Genomic DNA, 12,903 nt, shown 5'->3' on the forward strand with positions numbered 1-12,903 from the left:
GGCGCCGCCATGCGGGGCCGCGGAGGTGTGAGGCAGAATCGGCGCGATGAGCACCTACCGCGACCTCGCCCTGCCCCGGGCTCTCGGCTCGGCTCGAGCAGGGAGCGCCCCCATCGGTTCCCGCCGGGCCACCGTCCTGACCGTGGGCACGCGTGAGCGCCGATCCCACCTGACGGCGCCCCGCGTCCCCACCGTGGGCATCGACATCGGCGGTACGAAGGTGATGGCGGGCGTCGTCGACGCCGACGGCAACATCCTGGAGAAGGTCCGCGCCGAGACGCCGGACAAGTCCAAGAGCCCCAAGGTCGTCGAGGACACCATCGTCGAGCTGGTGCTGGACCTCTCCGACCGGCACGACGTGCACGCCGTGGGCATCGGCGCGGCCGGCTGGGTCGACGCGGACCGCAACCGCATCCTGTTCGCGCCCCACCTGTCCTGGCGCAACGAGCCTCTGCGGGACCGCATCGCCGGGCGCCTCGCCGTCCCCGTCCTGGTCGACAACGACGCCAACACCGCCGCCTGGGCGGAGTGGCGCTTCGGCGCGGGCCGCGGCGAGGACCACCTCGTCATGATCACGCTCGGCACCGGCATCGGCGGCGCGATCCTGGAGGACGGCCAGGTCAAGCGCGGCAAGTTCGGCGTCGCCGGCGAGTTCGGCCACATGCAGGTCGTGCCCGGTGGGCACCGCTGCCCCTGCGGCAACCGCGGCTGCTGGGAGCAGTACAGCTCGGGCAACGCGCTGGTCCGCGAGGCCCGCGAACTCGCCGCCGCTGACTCCCCGGTGGCGTACGGGATCGTGGAGCGCGTCAAGGGCAACATCCCCGACATCACGGGACCGCTCATCACCGAACTCGCCCGCGAGGGCGACGCCATGTGCATCGAGCTCCTCCAGGACATCGGCCAGTGGCTCGGCGTCGGCATCGCCAACCTGGCCGCAGCTCTGGACCCCTCCTGCTTCGTCATCGGCGGCGGTGTCTCGGCCGCCGACGACCTGCTGATCGGCCCCGCGCGCGACGCGTTCCGGCGGCACCTCACGGGCCGCGGCTACCGCCCCGAGGCCCGGATCGCCCGTGCCCAGCTCGGCCCCGAGGCCGGCATGGTCGGCGCCGCCGACCTCGCCCGGCTGGTCGCCCGCCGCTTCCGCCGTGCCAAGCGCCGCCGCGTGGAGCGCTACGAGCGCTACGAGCGCTTCGCGGAGTCCCGCCGCACCACCACGGACTCGATGTGACCGCCTCGCTGCCGCGCCAGGCCACCCCGCCGGACGAGCCGCCGAGGCCCCCCGAGGACCGGCGCCACGTGATCCGCAGGCGCGCCCTGACCCTGCTGATCATCGTGCTCCTGATCGGCGTGCCCGCCGGCTACCTGGTGATCTCGGCCGACCAGAGCCGCAACAGCGGCAAGGACAAGGAGGCCAAGTACTCCGCGACCGGCCTCACCGAGGGCTGGCCCTCCCGCGTCCAGCGCCGCCTGTACAAGGTGCCCGTCCCCGGCGACTCCACCGACGTCGCGTACTACGAGACGAACAACTGGAAGACCAGCCGGCTGTACGTCCAGTTCCGCACCAGCGACGCGGAGCTGACCGAGTTCTTCCAGAACATCGGGACCAGCCGCAGCGAGCTTGAACTGGACGACATCACCATCAGCGCGCGCGACCGGCGCGTCACCGGCTGGGAGTTCACGGGCCCCGGCCCCTGGTCGGGACTCGTCCACAAGACGAAGAACCCGGCGCCCAACCACGACGTCGTCGTGAACCGCTCCGACCCCGAGCACCCCATGGTGTACGTCGTCTCCCGCACGACGCCCTGACGGGCGGACGGAGCGGGGACGCGGCGGGGGAGTGGGCCTCGCCAGTGCCGCGGGGCCGACGGCGGGTTCCGTCGCGGCGACCATGGCGACGGCCGGCGCCCCGGGCGCCGGTGCGCGCCCGCGCCGGCGCTCCGGGGTCGGGCGTCGCCCGTCCACCTCGGTTCTGCCGGGTCCGTGGATGCTCGTCGGGGACCGGTTCTGCGGGCCCCTGAGTGCCGGGCGGTACTGGCTCCGCGGGGTCCGTGGATGCACGGCAGTGCCGGCTCCGCGGGGTTCGTGAGTGGCCGTCGGCCCCGGTTCGCCGGGGCGCGTGGACGGCCGTCGGTGCTGGTGGCGCGGTCGATTGTCAGACCTCGCCCGTAGAGTCGAAGACAGCTGAATCGACACGGGGCGGGAGGTGACCGGGCGTATGAGTGGTGCGGTGCTGTCGGCGACCGCCGGGACCGGCCCGGGCTCCCTGGGAGACGCCTCCGCGGGGTCCCCGGCCGGGAGCGGCCCCGCCGTGTCCGTGCGGCTCGCCGCCGTCTTCCTGCCCGCGCCCCTGCCGCGCGACGGCCGGATCGCCTTCTGGGACCCCGACGCGGAGGACACCGCGCGTACGCAGGCCGGGCGCGAGCCCGAAGACACCGGGGGACCGGCCCCCGGAAGAGGGAGCGGGACGGCAGGACCGGACGACCGGCACGCGCGGGATGCCGCTTCGGACGCGCCCCCCGTCGGACGGAGCGAGCTGACGGTCGTACGGCGCCACGACTCCGGAGTGCGGCGGGCGACCGTGCCCGCGCTGACGCTGGGGATCGCCGAGGCCCTCCCGCTGCTCACCGACGCCCGGCGCCACCCGGGCGCCCACCCCGCCACCGCCTGCTGGGGCGCCGCCGCACTGCACGCGCTGCGGCTCGTCGCGCGCGGGCGGCTGCTGCCGGGCCTGACGGCCGACGCCCACGACGCCTGGCGGGCCGGACCGCTGGACCCGGACGACATCGCCCACCTGAGGGCCATCGCCGCGGCCCTGCCCCCGGAGGGCCACGCGGTGCCCCTCCCCGGCAAGGGCCCGCTCCGGCTGCCCGAGCCGGAGGCGCTGATGCGCTCGTTCCTGGACGCGGTCGCCGACACCCTGCCGCGCACCCCCGCCGCGCCGTACGCCTCCGGCCGGCCCTTCGCCGCCCGCGGCCCGCAGCGCATGCCGGGCGCCCACGACTGGGCGGCCGAGGTCGCCGCGGGCATGGACGCGGGCGTCCGGATCTCCCTGCGCCTGGACCTGTCGGCGTACCAGCTGTTCGACGACAGCGAGGACGCGCACCGTGCGGGCGCGGCCGTCGTCCAGGTGCACAGCCTCGCCGACCCGACGCTCGTCGTGGACGCGGCCGAACTGTGGGCCGGCACGGCCGACGCGACGTTCGGGCCACGCGCGCGGGTGGACGCCGCCCTCGCCGTCCGCCGCGCGGCCCGCGTCTGGCCGCCCCTGGACCGCCTGTCGGAGCAGGACACGCCCGATGTCCTCGCCCTGTCCGAGCAGGAGCTGTCCGATCTCCTCGGCGTGGCGGCGACCCGGCTGGGCGCGGCGGGCGTCGCCGTCCACTGGCCCCGGGACCTGGCCCAGGACCTCACCGCGGCCGCCGTGGTCCGCCCGGCGCCCGGCTCCGCGACCGATGGCACGGGCTTCTTCGAGAGCGAGGACCTCCTCCAGTTCCGCTGGCAGCTGGCGCTCGGCGGCGACCCGCTCAGCGAGGCCGAGATGGACGTCCTGGCCGAGGCCCACCGTCCGGTGGTGCGGCTGCGTGACCAGTGGGTGCTCGTGGACCCGGCGCTCGTCCGCAAGGCGCGCAAGCGGGAGCTGGGCCTGCTCGACCCGGTCGACGCCCTCTCCGTCGCCCTCAGCGGCAGCGCGGAGGTCGACGGCGAGACGGTGGAAGCGGTGCCCGTCGGCGCGCTCGCCGCCCTGCGCGACCGGCTCACGGCGGGTGTGGCGCCCGTGCCGCCGCCGCCCGGACTCGCGGCCACCCTCCGCGATTACCAGCTCCGGGGCCTGGGCTGGCTGGACACCATGACGTCCCTCGGACTCGGCGGCTGCCTCGCCGACGACATGGGCCTCGGCAAGACGATCACCCTGATCGCGCTGCACCTGCGACGTGACCGCGCCGAGCCGACCCTCGTCGTCTGCCCCGCCTCCCTGCTGGGCAACTGGCAGCGGGAGATCACCCGCTTCGCCCCCGGCGTCCCCGTGCGCCGATTCCACGGACCCGACCGCACCCTGGACGGCCTCGGCGGGGGCTTCGTCCTCACGACCTACGGCACCATGCGCTCGGCCGCGACCAGGCTCGCCCAGCAGCAGTGGGGCATGGTCGTCGCGGACGAGGCCCAGCACGTCAAGAACCCGTACTCGGCGACCGCCAAGGCCTTGCGCACCATCCCGTCCCCCGCGCGCGTGGCGCTGACGGGCACCCCCGTGGAGAACAACCTCTCGGAGCTGTGGGCGCTCCTCGACTGGACCACCCCCGGACTCCTGGGCCCCCTCAAGTCGTTCCGCGCCCGCCACGCCCGCGCGGTGGAGAACGGCGAGGACGACGAGGCCGTGGCCCGGCTGGCCCGACTCGTCCGGCCCTTCCTGCTGCGCCGCAAGAAGTCCGACCCCGGCATCGTCCCCGAGCTGCCGCCCAAGACGGAGACCGACCACCCCGTCCCGCTCACCAGGGAACAGGCCTCGCTCTACGAAGCCGTGGTGCGGGAGTCGATGTTCGCGATCGAGGCCGCCCAGGGCATCGCCCGACGGGGCATGGTCCTCAAGCTCCTCACCTCCCTCAAGCAGATCTGCGACCACCCGGCGCTGTTCCTGAAGGAGGGCGCGGCAGCGGCCGCCCAGGGTCTGGCCGCCCGGTCCGGCAAGCTGGCGCTGCTGGACGAACTGCTGGACACGCTGCTCGCGGAGGACGGTTCCGCGCTGGTCTTCACCCAGTACGTGGGGATGGCCCGGCTCATCTCCTCCCACCTGGCCACCCGCGCGATCCCCGCCGAGTTGCTGCACGGAGGCACACCGGTCGTGGAGCGCGAGCGGATGGTCGACCGCTTCCAGAGCGGTGCCACGCCGGTCCTCGTGCTCTCCCTCAAGGCGGCGGGCACAGGGCTGAACCTGACCCGCGCCGGCCACGTCGTCCACTTCGACCGCTGGTGGAACCCGGCCGTCGAGGAGCAGGCCACCGACCGCGCGTACCGCATCGGCCAGACCCAGCCCGTCCAGGTCCACCGCCTGATCACGGAGGGCACGGTCGAGGACCGCATCGCGGAGATGCTGGAGGCCAAGCGCGCCCTCGCCGACGCCATCCTGGGCTCGGGCGAGGCCTCCCTCACCGAACTGACCGACCGGGAACTGTCCGACCTGGTCTCCCTGCGGAGGCCCGCATGAACGCCGCGACGGACGAGCCTGGCGAGGACCGCCTCACGGAGACGCGTACGGCGGAGGACGCCGGGGGGACCGGCACGGTGAGGGACGCCGACGGGGGAGCCGCGGGGGAGAGCTCCGCGGACGCCGGTCGGACCCCGGTGACCGGGACCTCCGGCGAGTCCTCCCCTGGGGCAGGGGCAGGGGCGGGGGCAGCAGGGGCCGAGGACCAGCCGCCGGTCGACCGCGACCGGGAGGACGAGTCCGCGGAGCCCGAGGGCGTCCGGCCCGCCGACGCGGCCCGACGGGCACTGCGCGCCGCTCGGGAGCGTGACATCCGCGCGTCCGAGGCGTTCGGCGACCGCCCGGACGCGCACCCGGCGCGGACGACTCGGACTCCGGCGCCCGTCGAGGCGGCGCCACCCCGCACCCGCCCGGGCGACGCGGCCCGCGAGGCCCTGCGCCGTGCGGCCACCGGCAATACGGCGGCCCCCGTCGCCCCTGAGGCGGCGGTGACCGGAGAGGACGGGCCCACCCCGGAGCCCGCGAGCGAGCCGGGAAGCCCTGCGGGTCGAGAGACGACACCTCACGAGGCGCCGCCCGGTACCAATGAGACCGACGAGGCCGACGAGGCCGACGAGACCGTCGGTACCGCGCGTCCCGCCGACACCGGCGAGACAGCCGGCACCTCGCGTCCCGCCGACATCGCCCGGGAGGCCCTGCGTGCCGCCCGCGGAGCGCAGGACCGCGAGCGGAAAGCCGCCTCGCGCCGGGACATCGAGCGCGGGCGCCGAGCCGCCGGCGGAGCACCCCCCGGCGACCGGGAGCGTCGTCCGGCCCGACACCCCTCGCCGGGGAACCGCGCCCAGGACCTCAGGGACCTTCTGGCGGGAGCCTTCAAACTCCCCACGGACGAGCCCCAGTTGGAGGAGGGGAGCGGTATCGGGGAGCGGCGCGTCCCTGCCGAGGAACAGTCCTCGGGCCGGGCGCACGCCTCCACGGAGACCGCGGAAGCCGTACCGACAGCGGGCGACGAGACGCGCAGCGCATCCGGGCAAGCGGACGCGGACCCGGACGCCGGCACGGACACCTACGCGGGCGCGGACACGTACACGGACGCGGAGACGCATGCCGACGTGGAGACGCACGCCGACGCCGGGACACACGCCGACGCGGCGGACGCGGGATGGCGTTCCGGCTGGGCGTCCACCCCGCACCCGCGGCAGGCGACGGCCTCCGTCGGCGACATCCGCGCCGCACGACGCGGTGACGGCGACGGCGACAATGCCGAGCCGGCGCCCGCCCGCCCGGCACGGCGGGAGAGCGAAGCACAGGGCACGCACGCGGGCGGACCGGGCCGGCGCTCCATGGCATCGCCGGGCCGGGACGGGGAGCTGCGCAGGACGTTTCCGGCTTTCCCGGCGCGGTCGGCGCCCGCCTCCGACGCGTTCGCGGAGACGTGGTGGGGGAACGCGTGGGTGACGGCGCTGGAGGAGGGGGCGCTCGACCCGGCACGGCTCGCCCGGGGGCGCGGATACGCCGGACGGGGCCACGTGGACGCCATCACGGTCACCCCGGGGGTCGTTCTCGCGTACGTGCACGGCACGCGTGCGCGTCCGTACCGCGTGCAGGTACGGCTGCGGACGCTCACCGACGCCGACTGGGAACGCTTCCTCGACATCGCGGCCGAGCGGCCCGCGGACATCGCCGCGCTGCTCGACAAGGAGATGCCCCAGTCCCTCGCCGACTGCGGCGTGGCCCTGCTCCCCGGCCCCGGGGACCTGCAACCACAGTGCAGCTGCCCCGACTCCGGGCACCCCTGCAAGCACGCGGCGGCCCTCTGCTACCAGACCGCCCGGCTCCTGGACGAGGACCCCTTCGTGCTGCTCCTGCTGCGCGGTCGCGGGGAACGGGAACTGCTCGACGAGCTGTCCCGCCGGAACGCCGCGCGCGCGGCCCGCGCGGCCCAGGACCGCGAACCGGCCCCGCTGCCGGGCGTACGGGCCCGCGACGCCCTCGCGCCCCGCTCGCTGCCCGCGCTGCCGGCCCCGTTGCCCGCGCCGCCGCATCCCGAGCAGCCGCCGACGTACCCGGGCGCGCCGGGCGGCCCCGACCCGTTCGCGCTCGACCAGTTGGCCACCGACGCGGCCGCCCGCGCGCACGCGCTGCTGACGGCGGGACGGGATCCGGTCGGGGACCTGACGCTGTGGCAGGACGCGGTACGGCTCGCCGCCGCCCGTCCGGGTTCCGGACTCACGGCGGGCACCCGCGCCCTGTACTCGTCGCTGGCGACCGCCACCGGGCGCACCCCGGCCGAGCTGGCGCGTGCGGTGGCCGCCTGGCGCCAGGGCGGGATCGAGGGGCTCGCGGTCCTCGAAGAGCCCTGGGACCCGCCCGCGGGCCGATTCGACCGGGCCCGCCCGCTGCTCCTCGCCGCCGACCTCCCCGCCTTCCGGCCCTGGCGCAACCACCTCACGCACCCGCGCGGCCACGTCCAGCTCCGCCTCGGCCGGGACGGCCTCTGGTACGCGTACGAGTCCGAACCGGGCCACGACGACTGGTGGCCCCGCGGCACCCCCGACCTCGACCCGGTGGGCGCGCTCACCGGCCTGGGCACGCCCGACGACCTGTGAGCGTGGGGCGACCCGACGCTCACGCGTCCACCCGCACTCGCCGCCAGGTGTCCCTCCCCTCCCTGTGGTCGGACTACGCCGTTTCCTCGCCGAGTCGAGGTCCGAGCTCGTACGATGTCGCCCATGATTCTCGACAGTCACCGCCTGGCTCCGCGGTCCCGCGCGCTTCTGTCGCGCGGCTGTTGTTGATCCTCCTCACCGGCGCGACGCGCGTGACGAACCCCGAAGTGGCCCGGGAATAGGGGCACTTCGAGGCAGGACAGGTGGCCGGACCACCGGACTCGCCCCTGAGCCCGTCCCCCCCCCACCACCCCGCTCGCCCCTCGGCGGACCCGTCACGCCCTCGCGCACCACGCGCTCCCACCCCGTGAGCCGCCCCGGCGCGCCCGAAACCGGAACCGACAACGGACCGAGACCGCCGACCCGGACCGCTCCCGGCGTAGGGACCGCTCCCGGCATACGGACCGCTCCCGGCGTAGGGGCCGTTCCCGCCGCGACCGTCCCGCGCCCCCGTCGTGTCCCGCCCCGTGGACAGTCACCACCGCACAACCGCCCCGAAAGGCAGGTCCCCATGTCCCCCTCCGAACTCGCCTACGACCGTCGCAGACTCCGCCAGTGGCTGGCGGGAGACGCCCGCGCCGACGGGGTCGCCCGGCGCGACATGCTGAGGCTGCTGGCGGCGGCCGGACTCACCGCCGCCGCCCCCGCCGCCCTGGCCTCACCGGCAGCCGCGGCGGGCGCGGCGCCCGCCGCCGTGGACGGGACGGCGGGGAGCACCCGCGTCGTGGCGAGCGCGCCGGGCATCGTGAAGCCGCTGCCGGAGGAGTGGTTCACCGTCCGCGGCACCAACGCGGAGACCAGGTTCGCGGCCCTCGCGGGCACCGGTCTGCACACCCCGGCCGAGCGCTTCTTCGTACGCAACCACACCTCCACCCCCGTTCTGGACGCGGACAGTTGGACGCTCACCGTGCGGGGGGACGGCCTCCACCGGGCCAAGCCCGCCGAGTTCACGCTGGACGACCTGAAGCGGCTGCCGGTGACGACCAGAACCGCGTTCGTGGAGTGCGCGGGCAACGGTCGCAGCTTCTTCACCTCCCAGCAGGGGCAGGCCGTCACCGGCACGGCGTGGACGCTCGGTGCCGTCGGCACGGCCGAGTGGCGCGGTGTCCGGCTCGCCGAGGTGCTGCGCCGTGCCGGGCTGAGCCACCGTGCCGTGGACGTCATGCCCGTCGGCCTCGACGCCGAGTACGTGACCGCCGACGGGACGAACCTCGGGCACGTGCGCAGGCCGCTGCCCGTGTCGAAGGCACTGGACGACGTCCTGCTCGCCTACGAGATGAACGGCGAGCCGCTGCCGCCGGACCACGGCCACCCGGTGCGCGTGCTCGTGCCGTCGTGGGTCGGTATCGCCTCCGTCAAGTGGGTCGGCGACATCGAGGTGTCCGCGCGGCCCCTCTACTCGCCCTGGAACACCGACTTCTACCGCCTCTTCGGTGACGCCCACCCCGCCGGGGGCAGCGCGCCGCTCACCCGGCAGACCCTCAAGAGCGCCTTCGAACTGCCGTGGGAGGCAAGCGTTCCCGCCGGTGTCGAGCGGCGGCTGACCGGACGTTCGTGGTCGGGAGCGGGTGCCGTCACCCGGGTCGAGGTCAGCACGGACGGCGGCGCCCGCTGGCGTCCGGCCCGGCTGCACGACACCCCGCGCCGCGCCTCGTGGGTCCGCTGGTCCACCGACTGGCGTCCGGCGGCACCGGGCCCGTACACGCTCCTGGCCCGAGCCACGGACACGACGGGCCGCACCCAGCCGGACACGACGGTCCCCAACACCCAGGGCTACCTCTTCGACGCCGTCGTCCGGCATCCGGTGACGGCGGTCTGAGGTCCACCTCGCGTCCCCTCCCGGCCCGGGAGGGGAGCGCGGGGTCCACGTCCAAGCCCCCCGGCACCGCTCCCGCACCCGACGCCGGGGCCTCGGGAACCCGGCTCGCCCCCACCGTTCCCGTCGCCTGCGACGACGCCACCCGCCACGGCTCCACGAACCGCCGCCGTCACCACGGCAGTCGGCGAGGTTCTCACCTGATCCGGCCGGTGTCCTCACGGCCCCCGTCATGGGGGTGCCGTGGAATGTGAGACCGTGCAGGGCGTGAGTGAGACACCGATGAACACCCTGCAATACCGCTTTGACGGGCCGGAAGACGCCCCTGTCCTGATCTTGGGTCCCTCACTGGGTACGACCTGGCACATGTGGGACCGGCAGATCCCGGAGCTCGTGAAGCACTGGCGGGTCTTCCGGTACGACCTGCCGGGACACGGCGGAGCGCCGGCCTACCCGTCCGGTTCCGTCGGTGAGTCGGCGGCCAGGCTGCTCGCCACCCTGGACGCGCTGGGCGTGCAGAGGTTCGGGTACGCGGGATGCGCGTTCGGTGGTGCCGTCGGGGTCGAGCTGGCGCTGCGCCACCCCCAGCGGCTCGCCTCCCTCGCGGTCATCGCCGCCTCGCCCCGGTTCGGCACGGCCGACGAGTTCCGCCAGCGCGGGGTGATCGTGCGGACGAACGGGCTGGAGCCGATCGCGCGCACGGCCCCCGAGCGGTGGTTCACGGGCGGGTTCGCCGCGGCCCAGCCGGCGATCACCGAGTGGGCAGTCCAGATGGTGCGGACCACGGACCCCGGCTGCTACATCGCGGCCTGCGAGGCCCTCGCCGCGTTCGACGTACGGGCGGAGCTGGGCCGGATCGGGGTGCCGACCCTGGTCCTGGTCGGCTCCGAGGACCAGGTCACCGGGCCGGCCGAGGCGCGCACCCTGGTCGCCGGCATACCGGACGCCCGGCTCGCCGTCGTCCCCGGCGCCTCGCACCTGGTCCCCGTGGAGCAGCCGGCGGCGGTCACGGACCTGCTCGTACGCCATTTCTCCACCGCCTGGCAGAACACGTACGACCCGGGGACCGGCCAGACGGCCGTCCCGGCGGCCCCGGTCGCCCCGGTGCTGAGTCCGCCCACGCCGGTGGCGCCCGTCGCCGAGATCGCGTCCGCCGTGGCGCAGCCGCAGGCGCTCGGCCGTCCCGACCCGTACGACGCCGGGATCAAGGTCCGCCGCGAGGTGCTCGGGGACGCGCACGTGGACCGGGCGCTGGCCTCGGCGGACGCGTTCTCCGGGGACTTCCAGGAGTTCGTCACCCGGTACGCGTGGGGCGAGATCTGGGACCGCCCGGGGCTGGACCGGCGCTCGCGCAGCTGTGTCACGCTCACCGCGCTGGTCGCGGGCGGGCACCTCGACGAGCTGGCCTTCCACACCCGCGCGGCCCTGCGCAACGGCCTCACCCCGGACGAGATCAAGGAAGTGCTGCTTCAGGCGGCCGTGTACTGCGGTGTCCCGGCGGCCAACAGCGCCTTCAAGGTCGCGCAGGCGGTCATCCGGGAGGAGACCACCCCCGAGGAGTGACGCGTGCGGTCCCGTCCCCCCGTTGCCGCGCGGAGTCCCGGCCGGGAAGCGGGCGGATGGCGGACGCACCGGTTCCGGCACCGGTCCGGGCCGCCCTCCGCCGCGCGGGCGGAGGCAGGATGGACTCATGAAGCTCACGAAGAAGTCGCACTCCTGTATCCGGCTCGAGAAGGACGGGCGGACACTCGTCCTCGACCCGGGCGGGTTCACCGAGGCGGACGCCGCGGTCGGCGCGGACGCGATCCTCGTCACGCACGAGCACCCGGACCACTTCGACGAGGGCCGGCTGCGGGCCGCCATGGAGGCCGGTCCCGGCACCGAGATCTGGACGCTGAAATCGGTCGCGGAGAAGATCTCGGCCGCGTTCCCGGGCCGGGTGCACACCGTCGGACACGGCGACACCTTCACCGCCGCCGGCTTCGACGTGCAGGTGCACGGCGAACTGCACGCGGTGATCCACCCGGACATCCCGCGCATCACCAACGTCGGCTACCTGATCGACGGCGGCCGCGTCTTCCACCCCGGCGACGCCCTCACCGTCCCCGGCCGGCCCGTCGAGACGCTGATGCTGCCCGTGATGGCCCCCTGGAACAAGATCTCCGAGGTGATCGACTACGTCCGCGAGGTCGGGCCGCAGCGCGCCTACGACATCCACGACGCGCTCCTGACCGATCTCGCCCGCCCGATCTACGACAACCAGATCGGCGCCCTGGGCGGCTCGGAGCACCTGCGGCTGGTGCCGGGGGCGTCGGCGGAGGTCTGAGCGACGGCGTTGTCGTACCCGCCCGGTAGGTTGGAGGGCATGCGCATCGCCACCTGGAACGTGAACTCGATCACCGCCCGACTCCCGCGGCTGCTGGCCTGGCTGGAGAGCAGCGGCACCGACGTGCTGTGCCTCCAGGAGGCCAAGGTCGCCGAGGAGCAGTTCCCGGTCGACCAGCTGCGCGAGCTGGGCTACGAGGCAGCGGTCCACGCGACCGGCCGGTGGAACGGGGTCGCGGTGCTCTCCCGCGTCGGCATCGAGGACGTGGTCAAGGGCCTGCCGGGCGACGGGGGCTACGACGGCGCCGTGGAGCCCCGCGCCATCTCCGCGACCTGCGGCCCGGTCCGCGTCTGGTCGGTCTATGTGCCGAACGGCCGCGAGGTGGACCACCCCCACTACGCCTACAAGCTCCAGTGGTTCGAGGCGCTGAAGGCCGCGGTCGCCGGTGACGCGGCGGGCAGCCGCCCCTTCGCGGTGCTGGGCGACTACAACGTCGCGCCGACGGACGACGACGTCTTCGACATCGCCGCGTTCGCGGGCGCCACCCACGTCACCCCGGCCGAGCGGGCCGCCCTCGCCTCCCTGCGCGAGGCCGGCCTCTCGGACGTGGTCCCGCGCCCCCTGAAGTACGAGCACCCGTTCACCTACTGGGACTACCGCCAGCTCGCGTTCCCCAAGAACCGCGGCATGCGCATCGACCTGGTCTACGGCAACGAGCCCTTCGCCAAGTCCGTGACCGACGCGTACGTGGACCGCGAGGAGCGCAAGGGCAAGGGCGCCTCGGACCACGCGCCGGTCGTGGTCGACCTGGACGTGTAACCGCCGGACAGCACTCTTCCGGGCCTGCGGGTGCCGTCCGTCCCCGCTCGCGTCCCGGGACGGGCGGCAC

General features: G+C 75.0%; 8 protein-coding genes. All 8 read left to right on the forward strand.

Features of this window, described 5'->3' with window-relative positions; all coding sequences use genetic code 11:
- Positions 1-46 precede the first annotated feature (46 nt).
- The 8 genes from ACZ4VA_RS09780 (at position 47) to ACZ4VA_RS09815 (ending at position 12,833) form a co-directional block, all read left to right on the forward strand.
- Positions 47-1,228, forward strand: coding sequence for an ROK family glucokinase (locus ACZ4VA_RS09780; RefSeq protein WP_355782833.1), 1,182 nt, complete (start codon positions 47-49; stop codon positions 1,226-1,228).
- The gene (locus tag ACZ4VA_RS09785) at positions 1,225-1,806 is read left to right on the forward strand and encodes a sugar kinase (protein WP_355782830.1); all 582 of its coding nucleotides are present in this window, start codon (positions 1,225-1,227) and stop codon (positions 1,804-1,806) included. Before ACZ4VA_RS09780 ends, ACZ4VA_RS09785 begins: the two co-directional genes overlap by 4 nt.
- A 409-nt stretch (positions 1,807-2,215) precedes the next feature.
- The gene (locus ACZ4VA_RS09790) at positions 2,216-5,203 is read left to right on the forward strand and encodes a DEAD/DEAH box helicase (protein ID WP_468080664.1); all 2,988 of its coding nucleotides are present in this window, start codon (positions 2,216-2,218) and stop codon (positions 5,201-5,203) included.
- Entirely contained in the window at positions 5,200-7,812 is a 2,613-nt protein-coding gene (locus tag ACZ4VA_RS09795) for an SWIM zinc finger family protein (RefSeq protein ID WP_468080666.1), read from the forward strand. Before ACZ4VA_RS09790 ends, ACZ4VA_RS09795 begins: the two co-directional genes overlap by 4 nt.
- Before the next feature lie 571 nt (positions 7,813-8,383).
- Positions 8,384-9,691 carry a sulfite oxidase gene (locus ACZ4VA_RS09800; protein WP_468080668.1) on the forward strand — a complete coding sequence of 436 codons (1,308 nt, stop codon included), beginning with the start codon at positions 8,384-8,386 and terminating at the stop codon, positions 9,689-9,691.
- 264 nt (positions 9,692-9,955) lie between these two features.
- The gene (gene pcaDC, locus ACZ4VA_RS09805) at positions 9,956-11,251 is read left to right on the forward strand and encodes a bifunctional 3-oxoadipate enol-lactonase/4-carboxymuconolactone decarboxylase PcaDC (RefSeq protein WP_355790438.1); all 1,296 of its coding nucleotides are present in this window, start codon (positions 9,956-9,958) and stop codon (positions 11,249-11,251) included.
- A 127-nt stretch (positions 11,252-11,378) separates the two neighbouring features.
- Positions 11,379-12,014, forward strand: a complete 636-nt coding sequence (locus tag ACZ4VA_RS09810; protein ID WP_355790441.1) for an MBL fold metallo-hydrolase — start codon at positions 11,379-11,381, stop codon at positions 12,012-12,014.
- A gap of 39 nt (positions 12,015-12,053) precedes the next feature.
- Entirely contained in the window at positions 12,054-12,833 is a 780-nt protein-coding gene (locus tag ACZ4VA_RS09815; protein ID WP_355790444.1) for an exodeoxyribonuclease III, read from the forward strand.
- Positions 12,834-12,903: the final 70 nt, after the last annotated feature.

This window comes from Streptomyces sp. NPDC028308 (genome assembly GCF_055565855.1).